General features: G+C 64.0%; 14 protein-coding genes. 1 reads left to right on the top strand and 13 read right to left on the bottom strand.

Annotation, left to right across the window (positions count from 1 at the left end):
- Positions 1–15: 15 nt before the first annotated feature.
- The 13 genes from tssG to tssJ form a co-directional block, all read right to left on the bottom strand.
- A complete protein-coding gene (tssG, locus tag ACN9M1_RS27035) occupies positions 16–1,137 on the bottom strand; it encodes a type VI secretion system baseplate subunit TssG (protein ID WP_426400800.1) in 1,122 nt (373 codons plus the stop codon).
- Positions 1,101–2,972, bottom strand: a complete 1,872-nt coding sequence (gene tssF / locus ACN9M1_RS27030) for a type VI secretion system baseplate subunit TssF (RefSeq protein ID WP_426400799.1) — start codon at positions 2,970–2,972, stop codon at positions 1,101–1,103. Before tssF ends, tssG begins: the two co-directional genes overlap by 37 nt.
- A 4-nt stretch (positions 2,973–2,976) precedes the next feature.
- On the bottom strand, positions 2,977–3,507 hold the full coding sequence (gene tssE / locus ACN9M1_RS27025) for a type VI secretion system baseplate subunit TssE (RefSeq protein WP_426400948.1): 531 nt from the start codon (positions 3,505–3,507) through the stop codon (positions 2,977–2,979).
- A gap of 56 nt (positions 3,508–3,563) precedes the next feature.
- A complete protein-coding gene (locus ACN9M1_RS27020) occupies positions 3,564–4,055 on the bottom strand; it encodes an Hcp family type VI secretion system effector (protein WP_426400798.1) in 492 nt (163 codons plus the stop codon).
- Positions 4,056–4,092: 37 nt separating this feature from the next.
- Positions 4,093–5,592, bottom strand: a complete 1,500-nt coding sequence (tssC, locus tag ACN9M1_RS27015; protein ID WP_426400797.1) for a type VI secretion system contractile sheath large subunit — start codon at positions 5,590–5,592, stop codon at positions 4,093–4,095.
- Positions 5,593–5,604: 12 nt separating this feature from the next.
- On the bottom strand, positions 5,605–6,162 hold the full coding sequence (gene tssB / locus ACN9M1_RS27010) for a type VI secretion system contractile sheath small subunit (protein ID WP_426400796.1): 558 nt from the start codon (positions 6,160–6,162) through the stop codon (positions 5,605–5,607).
- Between the two features lie 44 nt (positions 6,163–6,206).
- Positions 6,207–7,238 carry a type VI secretion system protein TssA gene (tssA, locus tag ACN9M1_RS27005; protein WP_426400795.1) on the bottom strand — a complete coding sequence of 344 codons (1,032 nt, stop codon included), beginning with the start codon at positions 7,236–7,238 and terminating at the stop codon, positions 6,207–6,209.
- A 38-nt stretch (positions 7,239–7,276) separates the two neighbouring features.
- The gene (locus ACN9M1_RS27000) at positions 7,277–9,220 is read right to left on the bottom strand and encodes a serine/threonine protein kinase (RefSeq protein WP_426400794.1); all 1,944 of its coding nucleotides are present in this window, start codon (positions 9,218–9,220) and stop codon (positions 7,277–7,279) included.
- A 103-nt stretch (positions 9,221–9,323) separates the two neighbouring features.
- On the bottom strand, positions 9,324–10,004 hold the full coding sequence (tagF, locus tag ACN9M1_RS26995; protein ID WP_426400946.1) for a type VI secretion system-associated protein TagF: 681 nt from the start codon (positions 10,002–10,004) through the stop codon (positions 9,324–9,326).
- 8 nt (positions 10,005–10,012) lie between these two features.
- Positions 10,013–13,642, bottom strand: coding sequence for a type VI secretion system membrane subunit TssM (gene tssM, locus ACN9M1_RS26990; protein ID WP_426400793.1), 3,630 nt, complete (start codon positions 13,640–13,642; stop codon positions 10,013–10,015).
- A 2-nt stretch (positions 13,643–13,644) separates the two neighbouring features.
- The gene (locus ACN9M1_RS26985) at positions 13,645–14,964 is read right to left on the bottom strand and encodes a DotU family type VI secretion system protein (RefSeq protein WP_426400792.1); all 1,320 of its coding nucleotides are present in this window, start codon (positions 14,962–14,964) and stop codon (positions 13,645–13,647) included.
- A gap of 14 nt (positions 14,965–14,978) precedes the next feature.
- Positions 14,979–16,349 (bottom strand): type VI secretion system baseplate subunit TssK, encoded by a 1,371-nt coding sequence (gene tssK, locus ACN9M1_RS26980; protein ID WP_426400791.1) that lies wholly within the window; start codon positions 16,347–16,349, stop codon positions 14,979–14,981.
- Positions 16,346–16,867 (bottom strand): type VI secretion system lipoprotein TssJ, encoded by a 522-nt coding sequence (gene tssJ / locus ACN9M1_RS26975; RefSeq protein ID WP_426400790.1) that lies wholly within the window; start codon positions 16,865–16,867, stop codon positions 16,346–16,348. Before tssJ ends, tssK begins: the two co-directional genes overlap by 4 nt.
- Positions 16,868–17,363: 496 nt before the next feature.
- Between tssJ and ACN9M1_RS26970 the strand changes: the two genes are divergently transcribed.
- The gene (locus tag ACN9M1_RS26970) at positions 17,364–17,750 is read left to right on the top strand and encodes a TssQ family T6SS-associated lipoprotein (RefSeq protein WP_426400789.1); all 387 of its coding nucleotides are present in this window, start codon (positions 17,364–17,366) and stop codon (positions 17,748–17,750) included.
- The last annotated feature ends 22 nt before the right edge of the window (positions 17,751–17,772 follow it).

Below are 17,772 nucleotides of genomic sequence, written 5' to 3'. Positions count from 1 at the left end.
TGCGTTCAGCGGAGTTCAGGGAGATGGAGGCCCGCCCGCGCGCGAGGCTAGGCCAGCCGGCGGCGGCTCAGGATGCCGAACCGTGTAGTCGAGCACCAGATCGCGCGCAGGTCCGGGAGCGAGGCGCGATCCAATCCACGTGCTGCGGCCAAGTTCATGCGTGCCGCCGAGCGCCAGCGCCGGCACTTCGTCGTGTGCGAGTTCGAGCTGGACATCCCAGTCGAATTCGATACCGGCATACTCGCGCACCCACTGCCTCAGTGGCCGTTCATAGGTTCCGCCCGGCAGAAATTGGCGGTATTGCGCGAGCGTCAGCGGCCCGAGCACGATACGCACGCGCGACTGCGCGTCCCGCACCGCGCAGCCCAGCACCATGCCGCCGAGCGGCGGTACCGACGCATCGGCACGCAACGCACTACGCTGGGCACGATCGACGCGTATCCACTGTGCGACGTGCTCGACCACACGGGCCGGCACGTCAAAGTGGCACCGCACTATCTGGACGAGCCCTTCCGGATTGCGCGTATGCCGGATCAGATGGCCGGCGTGAAAGTACCGCGCATGGGGGGCGATGCAGTCCGCGGCACGGCTGGTGGTTTCTGGCGATGAGCGGCCGATCAGGCTCGCGAGGTATGCATCGAAGCGTGCGCGCTCGGGGCGGTCGAGACTGACCGTGGGTTGTGCATCCGCCCAGGCACGATAGAACAGCACGATCAGCCGGTGATGAAACACATCCGCGAACGCGGTGAAGGTCGGGTCATCCCACTGTGTCAGCCGCTCGTGTGCATACTCGGTCAGATGCAGCGGCAGCGGCCCGTTCGGCCCGAACAGCCCGAAGCCATTAATCAAGAGATGGGGACGCTCGCCGTCATCGCGCACGGCTGCCAGCATTGCCGGCGCAAACGCAAGCGAGGGCGTCTCGCCGAGCCTGACAGGCTCATCCCGCGGATGTGTCGCCTGGCCGAGTGGAGCATGATCGGGCGAGAGTGCGTCCAGCCAGCGCAATGCTTGGAATAGATCGTAGGCATGCGGCGACTTCTGCAAGCCTCGGCACCAGGCATCGCGCCGTGCCGCATCGGCAGGTGGCAGAGAAACGGACGTCATATCACAGGCCGACAACCGACACGGGATGGCCATTGCGCCAGTGGCCCGCGCTGAAGGCTGCGCAGGGCACATTCGGCAAAGGCGTTGATCGACACATGCCGCGCGAAGAACTGTTCGAGCACCGCGCCTAGCAGATACGGACTCTCTCCGGAGAACGCCTGATCGTCGACCGTGACTTCGACCTGCACCCCACGCCCGAACATGATCGGCCCCGCCGCCGGAAGACGGCGGAAGACCGGCCGGAAGGCGACACGGTGTACGCCTTCGATCTGCTTGTGCATGGCTGCGTCGGTCGGGTCTGCGTGCAGGTCGAGCAACTCGCGCAGCACCCGTGCGCCCTCTTCGTCGTCGAGATCGGTCAGCGTATGGCGCGCGAGCCCCAGATGCGAGATCAGCCGCCAAGCGCTCTGCGCTTCGCCGATCGGCGCGCGGGGTCGCGTCGGCCCGCGCACTAGCGCAATCCGCTCCACTGGCGCCGAGACCTTCATTGAGAACCGACAGGCATCGCCCGGCGGCAGCAGCAGCGCGAGATCGCGATTGGTACACAGCGTGTCGACGCTGAGATAGCGCATCGCCTCATCGAACGGCGCGTACTGGCTGTCCACCAGCGAAAGAAAGGTCTCGCTGCCCGCATACCCAGTACGGGTGCCGTTGGCGCGGGCCTGCGCAGACACCAGCCGAGGTTCGCGGCGTGTCGCGTAGTACGCGTTGAAGTTGCCGCTGTCGCGGCCGAAGGAGGCATGGAATGGCCGGAATTCCCGCGCCTGTCCGTCTTCGCGTTGCTCGCTGACCAGGCGCTCGACTGCGTACACCTCATAGTCGAGCGGTCGGCTACGGTCCACCACCACATGATGCTCACGCACAGCGGGCGTGACCGCCAGGCGGTCCGCGCGCCGGGCGAACAGGTTGACCACCGGGGTACAGTGCAGCGCCAGGTGCCGCGTATCGACGGTGCTTTCAAGCTCCGCGTCATGCCGGCCCAGCAACAGGGTCAGATCGAACTCGTCGCCGCTGGCGCGCGCGAGCGCCGGCCGCAAGCCGTTGATGCTGAAGAACAGAAAGCGGGCCGGAAACGCGAAGTACTCGCGCAGCAGCCGATAGCCGTGGAAACTCCGGCCGTCGTCCGGCAACAGGGCCTCGTTGGCTGCGAAACCCTGATGCACGATCGCTTCCCGCCCCATGATGTGCAGCCACCGGGCAGGATGGCTCGGCTCATGGCACACGACGCCCAGCGTATGGGCCGTCGCCAGTTCCAGCAGTTGCAGTGCCGCTTTGTCCGGACCGGCACAATGGAATACCAACTGGTCGAGAGACAGCTGCGCCAGCTTCGCGGCGCCACGCACCTTGAGCCGGATGCGCAATGCCGCACGCACCGCGCTGCGCTGTGCGAACCCGGCCAGTGGCAGGTCTGCCGGTACCCCACTCAGCTTCACCCGCGTCAGTTCCAGCGGCCACAGCGTCAGATCGTGTGCCGTGCGGAATTCGCATGCGGTCTGCTCGCCTTCTGCCACCGGCGCCTGAAGCGCCGTCCCGGCCGGCAGCTGATAGCCTTGCGTGAGACTGCCCTCGTTCATGATCGGCGTGAACTGCGCGATGCCCATCGCCGGCAGCGGCGCAAGATACCCGGGGTAGACCGCCTCCAGCAGCGCTTGCGTGAAGCGCGGAAATTCCGCGTCCATCTTCAATTGCACGCGCGCGGTCAGGAAGCTGAAGCCTTCGAGCAAGCGCTCGACGTACGGGTCCGGTGGCCCGGCATCGTGCATACGCAGGCGCGCGGCCACCTTCGGGAACTGTTCGGCGAACTCGGCCCCGAGCTCGCGCAGATAGGCCAATTCGCGGTTGTAGTAATCGAGCAGACGGGTATCCATCAATTCAGGCACCAGTCACGGATTGCAGGAAGACCGCGCCTGTCTCCAGATCCAGGTCCGAACGCAGCACGAATTCCACGGGATAAGGCACTGACCACAGCGTCCCCCTGATCTCGAACATCAGCACGTTCTGGCGCCACCCCGGCGCGGCATTGCCCGCCCCGCCCTCGGGCAGCCCGCGCACCTCAACACTGTCCGGCATGATGCGCGGCTCAAAGCGCAGGATGGCATTGCGCATTGACGTCTCGATCTCCATCAGTTCGAGGCCCGATATCTGCCGCCCGGCAAGGGGACGTATGCCGTAGTTGAGGACAGAGGCACGCGCCTGCTCGAATGCGGACCAATCCGTCAGCCCGTCTTCCGCGTTGGCCGTATTGAGCAGCCAGGTCAGGTCGCGCAGCACTGCCGCACGCAGGCGCTCGCCGTCGATCATCTGTGCGTCAGGCGACTCAGCGCGCTGCTGCGGCGCCGTGTCGGTCAGGCGATCGAGCAGCGCTGGCTGGAGCCGGTCGTGGGCCTTGCTGGCCGCGCGCATGCCGATGCGCCCCGGGCGGCGGAATAGCGTGTCTTCCATGCGGCAGTCCTGTCCCGTCACATTTCTACGTTTTCCTTGATGTTCCAGCCCACCGACACTTCGGCGCCCTTGCCGCCGTTGTCGTTCTGCTGCCAGTACTGCTTCTTGACCTTGGCCGCCTGAAAGCCGTAGTGCATCAGCAGGCGATCGGCCGCGTCGCTCGGATCCACCCCCGTCACCTGGGCCGAGGTGACGAGTACCTCCTGCAGGGTGACGCGCATGAATTCGATCTGCGTGCCCCCCGTCTTGCAGGCCGAAATTTCCACCGTGCCCAGGTGCTTGCCGTTCGCGCAGTTCTTGATCAGCGCGGTGGTGCCTTTATCCATGTAGGCCACCACCACCAGATCATTGAAGCTGGCCTTGCCGGCGTTGCCGCCGCTGCCGCTGGCCATGGCGCCCGGTTGGCTCGCACCCCACGAGAACGATTGGATATCGGTCCAGCCCTTGTGTTGCGCGTCCGCTGATTCACCGGTCACGCCATCGACTTTCATAAACATTGCTACGCCCATCGCTTGCTCCGCTTAGGTGGTTGACGATTGAGAGACATCAGGCCGCGGCTTTGGCCGACGGCAGCTTCGAGACCAGCCGCAGCGATACGGTGAGGCCTTCGAGTTGATAGTGGGGGCGCAGGAAAAATTTGGACGCGTAGTACCCAGGGTTGTCCTCAATGGCCTCGACGACGACTTGCGCAGCCGCCAGCGGCTTGCGCGCCTTGGTTTCCTGCGATGAGTTGAGGGGATCGCCATCGACGTAGTTCATGATCCAGTCGTTCAGCCAGCGTTCCATGTCTTCGCGTTCCTGAAACGACCCGATCTTGTCCCGCACGATGCACTTCAGGTAGTGCGCGAACCGGCAGCATGCGAACAGGTATGGCAGCCGGCCCGACAGGCGCGCATTGGCCGTGGCGTCGGCGTCGTGATACTCCGTCGGCTGCAGCAGCGATTGCGCACCGATGAACGCGGCGAAATCAGAATTCTTCCGGTGCACCAGCGGCATGAAGCCGTTCTTTGCCAGTTCGGCCTCGCGGCGGTCGCTGATGGCGATCTCAGTTGGGCATTTCTGGTCCACTCCGCCGTCGTCGGTGGGAAAGGTGTGGCACGGCAGGCCTTCCACCGCTCCGCCCGATTCCACCCCGCGGATGGACGAGCACCAGCCATACAGCTTGAACGAGCGGTTGATGTTGACCGCCATCGCATATGCCGAGTTGGACCACGTGTAGCGATCATGGCTGGCCGCCTCGGTTTCCTCTTCGAAATCGAATTCGTCAACCGGGTTGGTGCGCGCGCCGTATGGCAGGCGTGCCAGAAATCGCGGCATCGCCAGACCCACGTAGCGCGAGTCGTCGGACTGGCGCAGGCTGCGCCACGCGGCATATTCCGTGTTCTGGAAAATCTTCGTCAGATCGCGCGGGTTCGACAGTTCCTGCCACGAATCCATCTGCATCAGCTCGGGAGACGCACCACCAATGAACGGCGCATGCGCTGCTGCCGCAATCTTCGACAACTCGCCGAGCATCTCGACGTCGGGCGGGCTGTGATTGAAATGAAAATCACCGACGAGGCATCCGAACGGCTCGCCGCCGAACTGTCCGTACTCTTCTTCGTACACCTTGCGGAACAACGGGCTTTGATCCCACGCCACGCCCTTGTAGCGCTTGAGCGTGCGCGCCAGCTCCGCCTTCGACAGCGGCAGCACCTTGATCTTCAGCAGTTCATCGGTCTCGGTGTTGTTCACGAGGTGATGCAGCCCGCGCCACGCACCTTCGAGCGCCTGAAACTCCGGGTGGTGCAGGATCTGGTTGATCTGCGCGGTCAGCTTGCCATCGATCTCGGCAATGATCCGTTTGACCGAACTGTAGGCATCGGTCGTCATGCCGACCGTGTTCTCCAGCGCCTGCTGCGCCAGCGTACGCACCGCCCGCTCGACCGATTCGCGGGCCTGCTCGGTCTTGGGCTTGAATTCCTTCTGCAACAGCGCCGTAAATTCGTCGTGGGCGATAGCGTCGTGGGCGCTCCCCTGCGGGGTGGTCTGTACCTGATTCGTCATGATGGCTCCTGATCAGTGCTGGTCACCCGGCGTGGCTTGCGTCTCGGTCGTACCGTCCGCCGGCTGGGACGGGCTCACTAGCGCCTTCAGCAACCCCGGGTCGTTGATCGCGTTTTCGATCAGCTGTTCCGCGCCGTGCTTGCCGTCCATGTACGACAGCAGGTTCGACAACTCTGTGCGTGCTTCGAGCAGGCGACGCAGCGCGTCAACCTTGCGCGCAATCGCTGCCGGCGAGAAATCGTCGAGGCTCTCGAACGTCATGTCGATGTTCAGCATGCCCTCACCCGTCAGCGTGTTCGCCACCTGCAACGCAACGCGCGGCGCGACGGACTTCATGCGCTCATCGAAGTTGTCGATGTCGACTTCAAGAAACTTGCGCTCGGCCAATTCCGGCAGCGGCTCTGCCCGTTTGCCTGCCAGATCGGCCAGCACGCCCATCACGAACGGCAACTGCACCTTGCGTTCAGCGCCGTAGGCCTCGACGTCGTATTCGATCTGTACACGCGGTGCGCGGTTGCGGGCGATGAATTTCTGCCCACTGGCCGATGCCTTGCGTTTGGTCTCTTTCATAAGGTCCTCTCTGTGGCTTGCGCGATGATGAATAGCGTTGCCCGTCACTCGCTACGCGGATGCCCACTCAGCAAGTCCAGGCGGGGCAGGCTTTCGGGTGCGATGTCGCGGATGATTTCGTAGAAGTCCAGCGTGAGCAGCCGCTGTACACGGCGCAGCAGGATCGGTGCGGGATGGCTCGGCTCGTGCTGCTCGAAGTACCGGCACATCTTTTCGAGGCCAAACCGGACGTCGTCGCGGCTGGCGAACTCGGCGGCGCGCCACAGGTGAGTGGTGCTCGCGGCCGCTTTGTCATGCGCGGCGGCGCTATCGCCCGGATGGCCGGACGCCGACCCCGCATCCGCTTGCTCCGGGCTGGCGGCGGACAACACCTCGGCACGGATGCGGTGCAATGCCCGTTCGAAGTCACTCACCTCCGGCGACCATTCGGCGCCGAGCTGCGACGTCACGCGCTGGCGAATCGCATCCAGCGTGTCAAGCGCGTGAAGGCCGGCGCGCAATGCTGAATGCTCTTCGTTGCTGGCGCTGCGCAGATCGGCCTGCAGGCGGTCCCGCCCGCCGGGGTAGTGCTCCAGGTCAGCGCCCTGGCCGTCCAGCACCTGCTCGATGCTCTTCACGCTCAAGCGATCGAGCAGGTGCTGGCGGCGCGCAGCCCGTGCGCAGTCGTGGGCACCGATCACTTCTGCCAGCGCGTTCATGCGCGGGGTGGGGTCGTGCTCGTCACCGCTGCCAAACTGCGGATGCACCCCCTCCCACCATGCGTCCAGCAACCCGGCCATCAGCGCAAGGCCGTCCGCATAGCCGACAACGCCGCGCAGTTCGGTCCAGCTACGTGTCAAATGTGCCGCTACACGCAGATCTTTGGTCCGGCGCATCAGGTCGAGGGCGAGGCGTTCCACCGCCGCCCAATCGGGCGCCTCTGCGGGAATCACGGTGTCGCCGTACTGCTGTTCGGGCTTGCCTGTGGCGCTCTGTTCGAGCAGCAGGTAGTCCGGCTCATATTCGAGATTCGGCCCGCAGGGTGCGTCAGGCGCAACCTCGGCGAGCAGTGATTCGATCAATTCAGAGCGAGGCATGGGTCTTCCTGTCAGTGGCTGGGGTGCCGATAGCGCCATCACTCGAACGCGTATTCGATGCTGATCGGTTTGCTGCCCGCCTCGATCTTCAGCGTGCGCCGCAGCGGGGCGAAATTTCCATTTCGGATCTCGATCACGTAGAGGCCGGGACTCAGTACAAGCGATTTCAGCGGTGGGCTTACCCCGCGTTTGACGCCACCCACGTAGATCTCCCCCCAGGGCCGCACGCGAAAGCGCACCGCCACGGCATCGATGGGCCTGGGGGGCTGCTGCGGCAGCACGCCGCCGGCGGCCGCTGCATCGATTGGGGCCGCTCCGGGGGCCGCCGGCATCGGCACGACCACTTCCGATGCATCGAGACTGGCTGCCAACGCGTCGCTTGCGCTGGCGCCTGCTGAGCCAGCGTCGTTGCGGGCAAGCGGTGGAGACGCGTTGGCTGCCGCCACTGCAGGAGCAGCGACCGACGGCGACGCGGCCGGTGCCGGCGATGCTGCCTCGCGTTGCACGCTCGGTGGCACGGTCGCGCCACCGGGTCTGGCGCTTTCCGGAGCAGGCGTCGCCCCCGTTTGCGCGACCGTGGTCGCGAACCGGTGCGGCAGCCGGACAAGATTGACAACCCCGATTCCGACGATCACCACCGCAAGCAACACGCCGGCCCCATAGCGCACGTTCCTCCGCTGTGCCACGCTGCTCACCCAGTTGAGCATCCGGCGGGAATGCCCATCGGTCGTGACGGTCGGCGACCCAGGCGGTGCGGCATCGGCATCGGCATCGGCATTGTTATCAATATCGGGAGCGGGATCAGCCGCTGCCGGCGGGGATGGCGCCGCTGTTGCAGAGGCATCATCATTTCGTCGCACCGCCGCGTCGGTGGCTGGCGCCGAGGGCGGTGTATCAGGCGATGCATCGGGTGCGGCTGAGCCAGACCCTTCGACGTACGGTGCCTCCGGCTTCGGTTGTGGCGCTATATGCGGCGCAGTCTCACTATTTCTGGAGGGTTCGGGCGGCCTCTGCGCCGGCGCATAGGGTGTGTACTCGATGCCGTGCAGGCCGAGTTCCGCCGCAAATTCGGCGACCGATTCGGGACGGTCAGCAATACGCAACTGCAACGCATGATCGACCGCCGCGAGCAGCGCCGGGCTATAGCGCTCATGGAGCGACTGCACGCGGGTCGCGAGCGGCTGATAGTGATCCTGGATGCTGCGCACCACCGCAGCCGGCGGCAGTTCACTTGTGATGAGCGCGTGCATGACTGCGCCAAGCGCATAGAGGTCGGTCCAGGGTCCCTGCGTGAATGCCGGGTCATCGGTGTACTGCTCGATCGGCGCATAGCCGGGCTTGAGCATCATGCCGCTATCGTCGACCAGATCGCCGATCTTCTTGCGCGCTGCACCGAAGTCGAGCAGCACCGGCCCGCCATCGGGCCGGATCAGGATGTTGTCCAGCGAGATGTCCCGATGGAAGCACTGCGCGCGGTGCAGCGTGTCGAGTGCCCCCAGCAGGGCCGCGACGACGTTGCGCAATTGGGTCTCGTTCATCCGCACGCCGCTGTCCAACAACTGCTTGAACGTTTGCCCCTCATGGAACGGGGTCACCATGTATGCGGTGCCATGGCTTTCCCAGAAGTGCAGAACCTTGACCAGCCCAGGATGATCGAACTGCGCGAGCAGCCGTGCCTCATTGAGGAACGCGCTACGCCCTGCGTCGAAGGCCTGGTTGAACCGCTCAGCGCGCAGCGCAACGGTGTGGTCGCCACCCCGGATGGCGAGCATCGACGGCATGTATTCCTTGATGGCCACAACCCGTTGCAGCGTCCGGTCGAACGCGCGGTAGACGATCCCGAAACCGCCGATGCCAAGCACGGCGTCAAGTTGCAGTTCTCCCAAGCGATGGCCCATTGGCAGCGGCCGGGCCGCATGCTCGCTCGAGGCGCTGCCAGCGCCAGACGCTTGCTCCTGCTCTCTCGATATCTGCTCCATCATGCACTGCCTCTCTCTCTTGCGTGCGGCGCTGCCTTTGCGCGGCACCCGATCCAACCCGCTTGCCCTGTCGTCTTCATGTTCGTGCGTACCCCCCGACTTCGCCTCATGTGCCCGATTGCGGGCCAAACAGTCGAAGGAAAAACCCGGCATCCGGCACCCCGGTATGCGCTAGCGTGCGCAGCGCGGACCCATCGGCGCGATTGGTCCACCAAAAGCTGGTAGCGCCGTACGGGTCGAAATACTGCGAAAGGCCGGGCCACCCGATCGGAGCAATCGGCGTGACCGGCTCGGCCAGCACGCGCGCACCCTCTCCATTACGGGCGGCAACCCCGGTGTCGGCGCACAGCCGGGCCTGCGCCAGTGCCTGCTCCAGATGTTCGGGCGCGCGTGCATGGAGAATGGCGTCCAGCAACGTCGTTCCGACATGCCAATAGAACGGATCTGCGACGTCCGGCAGTTCCCTGCGGTAGTCGGACACGCGCATCGGCAGCGTCACGACCACCGGGTAGTAGCGCCCGACCCGGTCGCAGCTCGGTGCCAGGCAGCCGGGCTGGACCCAATGCGTTCCCGCGCCTGCGGGAATCAGGAAATTCCAGACCGGAGCCACGGTGTAGTAGCGTTCGATCTCGCCATCACCACGCTGCCGCATCGCGCTCATCCCTTGCTGGAGCCAGCGTTCCCACCAGTTGGCGAGCGCCTGCGGGAGCCTGCGGTTAACAAAGTCGCCCGAGCCAGGAATCTTTCCGTACCAGGCGGGCAGCGTGTCGCCGTCATCGAAACACATGGCGGCCCTCACAATTTCGCCGGACACGAGAACGACTCCATCTGCGGCAAGCGGAACGGGCTGCGAATGCTGCTGGCCGTGACCTGCAAGACCAGCGGCTTGCCGTCCACTGTGAAACTCGCCACCGTTTGCTCGGGCGCACGCCCTGCCGACAGCGCGGCCCGATCGAACAACCGGTGCAGCGCCCACGGCCCCTCGGTGACGAAGCCGCCGGCCGCTCCCGATGATCCCGAGACCTGCAGCCGGACCTGATTGCTGCCGCGCGTGCCAGGCCACTGCACCGTGGTCGGCACCTGCGGCCCGTGCGCATAGCGAACGATCTGCCCATCGACATCCAGCACCATCTCCGAGATGGCTGGATCCATGCTGATCGGCTTGATCTCGACCTTCATCTGCATGGTGCGCGCGCCGCCCGCGAAATACACATCGCGGATCACCGCGGCCTTTTCGAACGAGGCCAGTAGCGACGGATTGGCGCTGGCTGAATCGTCCGACCGGCGGTTGAAACGCCAGGGCCGGACGGAGGTGTCCACCAGCGATTGCAGGTTCTTCTGGAAGAAGTCGTCCATCAGGCCACCGGGTGCGAATAACTGCGCGAAATCCGCTGGGGCGACATCGCGCGACGCGCCGCGCGAAAAGGGATAGCGACCGTTGATCGCCTGCCGGCAGAACTCACCGATGTTGGCATTCGCGCGCTGCGCAACGTTGCGTTGCTCAACCGCGGCAACATTGCCGTTGGCCGCGTTCGATAGGTCGTACAGCATCTCGCGCAGCGGTGTCGGTAGCCGCCCGGCCTGCGCGCGGATTCTGTCCGGCACGTCGGATGGCGGCGGCAGCGCGCCGGAGCGCAGCGCATCGTCAGTGGCAGTAAGGTAGGTGTACAGCGCATCGAGCATCTTGACGACGTCATCCATCGGTGCGGTGGATTGCTCGCCCTTGCTGTTTGGTGCCAGTTGCCGCAGGCCGGAGAAATGGCTGTCCACGATCAGTTCAGGCTTGGCGGCAGGCTGCGCCGCTCGCCGCTCGCTCGCCGCCGGTGCAGCGAATATCTGAGACAGCGAGCTGCGCGCCTCATCCACTTTGTCCTCGGCGCGGGCTGAGATCGCACTGTCATCGCCGCCGGCCGTGCCGAGAGCCGTCTCGCTGGCCAGCGCCTTGACCAGTCGAACCAGCGGCGAATCCTTCGCTGACAAGGTGCGCGCGATCTGAATGCTTTGCGTCAGTGTCATGCCGCGCTGCAGGCTGATGTCGGCCAGGTAGTCGTCCCACGTCTTGATGTAATCGTTCAGGTATAGCTGGCGGATACCGCGCGTCCAGGCGTCGACATCCGCGGTGCTCGGCGCCCTGGTCGCCCCCAGGTTCAGCACCCAGCCCTCCTCTTTCCCGAACACATCGATCGCTTCGGCCAGGCGCGGCTCGAATGCGTTCCGATAACCCTCGGGCGTATAGAGGCCGGGCAAACTGTCATCGAGCGTCTTCCCGCTGCGGCGCCGGAACACCAGGGATGCGTCCGGACCCACGGCCCGCGCAACGCTAAAGTCATAGGCTGCGCTGCTTGCACGCAGCGTCCGCACGAGCTGGCCGTAGAGGCGCTGCGGAAAAGGAACCTGCCGCAGGCGGTCGCGCACGTCGGCAACGAGCCGCTCGTTCATCGCAAACGGCGACACCACCACCCGCTCGCCGAACAGCGCGGCGAGATGCGCGCGCAACGCTGCACGCTGCGCCGCCGGAAAATCTGCGGGCAGCAGCGGCGCCATTTCGAGATCTGAGACAGCCTGCACGAAGGCGGCGTTGTAGTGCACGCTGTCGTACAGCATCAGATAAGCCTTCAGCGCGGCATAGGCGTACTCGTTGTCGCCGGGCTTGGCATCGCGCAACGCCGCCTCCAGCTGGCGTGCCACGATCGGCAGCAGCACCCGCTCCAGCGCACGGCGGTAAGTGCCGTCGGCAGCCTCTTCGATCTTCGTTCCCTGGAACAGCCCCCAGCGGAAGGCCAGCGGCGGGTTTTTCACATCCAGACCCCCAGCCCCGGGCAACGCCCGCAGTTCGTCCAGAGCAACCAACAACTGCGAAAAGTCGGCCGTGTCGGTGAACTTGGCGCGACCCAGTTGGGCGTCCACCGCAGGAATGCGAGTGGCGACCTCGTCCAGATACGCGCGATTGCGCGAATAGCTGCGCAGCCACGCTGCAAGCACCAGGCAGCACACCAGGCCAAGTGCGACATAGCTTGCCATCGTCAGCACACGCCGCTGCTGATGCCAACGCAGATTGCTACCGGCCAGCGCAGCCTCGCGAAAGATGTGCTCCTGCAGCAGGCTCTTAAGGAAGAAGCTGCGTCCCGTTGACCCGGGTTGCGCCACCGGCGGCACCCCTTCGATTTTCAGATAACGCTTGATGCCACCCATGACACGATCGAATACCGTGCCTTCCTGGGTGCCGCTGGTCAGATAGACGCCACGCAGCAACGGCATCGGCTCGAAGCTGGACGTCGAGAACACTTCCGCCACGAACTGACCCAGCACATCCTGCAGATCGGCAAACTGCTGCGGCAGCAGATAGGACATCTCCCGATGCCGGGCATCCGTCTGCGCAGCCATCAGTTCCGGCAGCGCATCGTTGAGCCGCCGATGCAGCAACTGGTATTCGCGATCGAACGCGGTCCGCAGATCGAAGCCCGGTGCGGTGCTATCGTCCAACGCGAAGGTGAAACCCCAGACCTGGGCGCGCTCGGTGCGGCCAAAGGCGCTGAAGTATTCGGCAAAACCGGCCAGCAAATCTGCCTTCGTCACCAGCAGGTACACCGGAAACCGGATGCCAAGCTGGGTGCGCAGCTCCTGCAGGCGGCGGCGCAGCACCATCGCGTGCTGCGTGCGCTCCGCCTCGGACACGCCGAGCAGATCGGCCACACTGATCGTCAATATCGCGCCATTCAACGGCTGGCGCGCGCGATACTTCTTCAGCAGACCGATGAAGCCATTCCATTCGCCTTCATCCAGCGTGCGATTGCTTTCATGGGTCGTATAGCGGCCAGCGGTATCGATCAGTACGGCATCGTTCGTGAACCACCAATCGCAGTGGCGCGTACCGCCCACACCGCGAATTGCAGCGCGGCCGAACTGCTCGGCCAACGGAAAGCTGAGCCCGGAATTGACCAGGGCAGTGGTTTTTCCCGAGCCGGGTGCGCCGATGAACACGTACCAGGGCAGCTGGTACAAATACTGGCGCGACATGCGGTCGAGCCAGCGCGATGCGCCCTTGCGAACCCCTTCGGTGGATGCAAAGCTGACCTTCTTCAGCAGCGTGGCAGCTTCGTCAAAGCGACCGCGCAGCTCTTCCAGATTGGGCTCCGCCGCGCCCTGTGCCGCCGGAGGGAGCGCGCCCGTGCGCAACTGGTTGAGCATCTGGGCATTAAGCTGCGCCGCCCGCCAGTTGCGCCAGAGCATGCGCGCCGCCCAGATGGCAAACAGTACCGCGATTGTCACGCAGCGCGTCCCCACCCCTTCGAGAGGACGATGGTTCGCAAATGCCAGCAGGGGGCCAGCTATCCAGATCAAGGCAGCCAGTGCAACCAGGCCGATAAAGGTGGCGACCTCGCGCTGTCGCAACTGCCCCACGATGCGTTCGAGAAAGTGGCTCATGCTTACGGCGTCTCCCGTGTCGCCTGTGGCGTGCTGCCCTCCGGGGCCAGCATCAAGGTGATTTCGACGCGCCGATTACGCGCGCGGTTGGCGGGGCTATCGTTGGGCGCAATCGGATCCGTTGCACCCCGCCCTTCGGCAACGATCCGCTGCGGCTGGGCAAGCCGAGGCGCCAACAGGCTGCGGACCGCTTCGGCGCGTTCGCGCGAGAGATCCCAGTTCGACGCAAAGCGCACGGTGCGCACGGGCACATCGTCGGTATAGCCCGCCACGCGGACGCCACCTGACACGCTGTTCAATGCCTCGGCGATCCGGAACAGAACCGGCGCATAGCGATCGATCACCACCGTCGAACCTGACTCGAACAAGCCGTCGCCACGCAATACGATCACGCTGCGGTCGATGTCATCACGCACCGATACCAGCCCCGCTCGTACTTCCGGTTCCAGAAACTTTGCCAGGCGCGGTGGCAACGCCGACCGAGGTGCGGGCTGAGCTGGCATCAATTGCGGCAGATGCAGCGCATCAATCGCGGCAAACAGCTGATCCGAATGGTTCGCCAGCGCGAGACGCAAGCCGGCGAACACCCCAAAACCAATCAGCAGCGCCAGCACTGCGCACACCCACAGCGGCACAGCCGGACGCCGCGTGGCGGTACGCGTAGGTACATCGCGCCAATGCGGCGAAAGCGCCGGATCGAACTCGCCGCGCGCCGTGCGGATGGTCTGCACCAACTGCCGCCGCAACCCTTCGAGCTGTGAGCGTCCGTTGTCGATGACGCGATAGCGGCCCTCGAACCCCAGCGCCAGACAGAAGTACAGCAGTTCCAGCAGATCCAGATGCTGGCGGGGCTGATGCGACAGGCGCTCCAGCACCTGGAAGAACTTCTCGCCGCCCCACGTTTCGTTGTGGAACGACACCAGGAGACTGTGCGAAGACCAGACGCTGCCGCCCCACGGAGTCAGCGCCGCCGCTTCATCGAGCGCCGTGCAAAGGCAGTAACGCGCTGCCATGATCGCCTCTGAAGCAACGCCGGCCTGTTGAGCACGGGCCTCGAACTGCCGGATCTCCGTGACCAGATGCTCACGCAGCCACTCAGGGTTCGGATGATGCACGGTTGAACGGATTTGCGGCACGAGGTTCAGCAGCGGATTGGCCGCCGCAACCAGCGGGTTGCTGCCGCTGGTCACCCATTGGCCAGACGGCGCGTGCGCGTCTGACGCGCCCGGCGTGCTGTTGGTGGCCGCCGGCTGCATGCCGCCCGGATTAGGTGGAACGAAGCCGCCTGCGCCGGCCGCAAAGGAATCGGACGAAGAGTTCATCGGTAATGCCGCCTCTAACCACGAATCGCCCAGAACGCCATCGAAAGGCCGGGAAAGTCACCGGCGATATGGAACGCCAGCCCACCGGAGCGTTCGATCTGCTGCCACAGCGCGTTGTCTTTATCGATTTCGAAATAGGTATGGCCGGCGTGATAGGGAATCTGCCGAGGTGCGACCGGCAACTGACGCATGCCGATGCCTGGCAACTGCAACTGCACCAGATCGCGGATGCGCTCGACGGGGCCGAGCTTGGCCTGGGCTGGGAAACGTGTGCGCAGACCATCGGCTGGCACGTCGGCATGCACGGCCAGGACAAAACCAGCGTGCTCCCGCAAGGTCGGATCTGCGATCGTCGCCACCCTCACGCCATTGCCGATGTCCTGAAGTTCGATTTGGATAGCGTTCTGCTCCAGCACCGTCGATAGAGAACGACGCAACTCCGCGATCAACGCGCCGAAGCACGCGCGCAAGTCGTCGTGGCAGTACACGGGCAGCACCAACGGGCGTCGCCCCGGTGCGGTGAAGGTGCTGAGATCACAGGCCAGCTTCAGCCAATCGCGAAAGAGCGACTCCGGGTGTGCTGCCACACTTTGCTGCGCATGCCACGACAGCGCGAGGTATCGGTTGACCAACTGCAACAGCAGGAAATCAGCCACCTCGGACACGCCCCCGCGGCCCGGCTGCGAAAGCCGTTCGGCAAGCGCCTCGCTGCGCTGGTTGAGCAGCCCATGCAACTCGCGCGTGTGGCGCAGCAGTACGGGATCGCGCCCCCCCACCAAGCGTGGAGGAATGTAGCTGTCATCGACCAGCAACGCCCCATTGGACGTGCGCTCAATGACGTGGATCACACCGAGCGCCTGCCAGTCTCCAGTCAATTCGGTTTCGAGCATCAACCTCACGTTGAGACGACCGGTCTGGAGAAGTGCCGGGCCCAGCGCGACCGTATTCGTATCGGCCACCTCATGCTCACGCACCACATAGCGGGCAAGCTCGGTATGCTCCGGCGCACCAAACGAGACTTCTTCTGCGCCACCGCGCCACAACGGGAGCGCTAGCACAACGCATTGGTCTTTCGCATCGGCCGGTACGTCGAACGGCTCTGGGCAGTCCTGTATGTGCGCCAGATTGAATGGCGTCCCATCACGCATGACCCCCGATGCGGCCAGCAAGGCAACCTTGCCGAGCGCGAGCAGTTCCCGATCGATCTCCAGTTCGTCGAATCCCCAGAAGAAGCTCTGGAAGGGTTCGCACCGCAGGCGAATGTATTGCTCCCAGTGGCGTTCGAGCTGCTGGAAATGCTGCGGACGCAGGAACATTCCCTCCGTCCAGACTACGCGCTGACGCAACGCCACCACGGGCGCCGGAGAAAACAGCGATTCGTTCATGGCCGGGCTTGCGTGTCGTGGCCGAACGCGATGCCGCCATTCCTGACGGTGATCGGCAGATTGATCTCGTCCGCCGAGCCCGACCAAAACCGGTAGGGGCTCGTGCGCTTGGCCTGCGGCAGAGGCAGGCTCAGTTTCCAGCGACTCTTTTCAAGCAGTCGGTATTCGGCAACCACACCCACCGCGTGCGCATCGACATTGCCGGAGTAGTGCAACGTGCGCGAGTCCCCCGGCTGAAGGATCACCCGCTCGACGCCCAGCAGTTCCCCGCCGAGTGCGCTTTCCGGCTTGTCCTGCAGCGAGAAGAAGTCGGCACTGTCGAATGCCGAGGCCGCCCTCAATTGAAATACTTTCAAGACGATCGGTGCAGGCTTTCGGTTGGAATCCGGATTGGCATCCGCGGCAACATTGAATGTGACCGAATACGGCACAGCGGTCCGCTCGGGGGTGCGACATCCGGTTAACTGGAGCACACCCACAGACATGGAAACAACACCGACAATAATGCACGGTCTCATTTACTTTCTTTCATGATCGAATTAATCACATTAGCAAAAGAACCATGTGACATAAAAAATTCTTTACACGGACTCAACAAATAGTAATCTCGGTAAAAATTGCAATCAAAAAATAAAAATCACATGGGAGAATTAGTCGTGTTTCTTTTTTTCAAAGAAAAGGAATTGCCTCCACACAAGGGGCGAGCGCGCGCCACCGCGCGCCCTTCCTGCCTCTGGAGGGGGGCCCGCCCCTTTATCGCTAGCTTCGCGAGGCGAGTGAAGATATCAACGCTATGTGAATGTGAGCTTGGCCAGATAAGCTGCAGCCGCCAAAAGTCAGGCAACTATAGTGCAACGTTTTCCGTCCGCAAGTCGAAGTTTGGAACTCACTAAAAAATTAGCGCGCACGAATGAAACAAGATGTACCTTAATTATCCGACCGCATATCGCCGGGGACTAGAATCCCGCTATCTTGCGATTTACTCTGCTCTCAGCCTCCATCCATTCCCGTGAAATGAAGCACTCGCCATTTTTCTATCTTGTTTTCAGCATTGCGCTAGGCACCGGAGGCTGTGCAACGACATCACCGACGCAATCCATGGCACGGGCACGGGTCGACAGCGCCCAAGTCGCATACAGCGCCGGCGACTACGCGCGCACGATTTCGCTACTGGGCCACGCCCCCGAGATCGACAGTGCGAATGCCGACACGCGAATCGAGGCGCACAAGCTCTTGGCGTTCAGCTATTGCGTCACGAATCGCGTCGCGCTATGCCGCAGCGAGTTCGCAAAGATCCTCGACATCAATCCCCGCTTTGAGCTGACCGCCGCAGAACGGGGGCATCCGGTGTGGGGGCCCGCGTTCGAGTTTGTGCGACACAAGCGCATGGCGGCGTCATAAGCAGCACAGACCGATTCGAACG

It is taken from the genome of Ralstonia sp. R-29, from assembly GCF_049913345.1.
Taxonomy (GTDB): domain Bacteria; phylum Pseudomonadota; class Gammaproteobacteria; order Burkholderiales; family Burkholderiaceae; genus Ralstonia.
The sequence above is the reverse complement of the archived record's forward strand: the minus strand, read 5'-3'. Positions and strand labels throughout refer to the sequence as shown.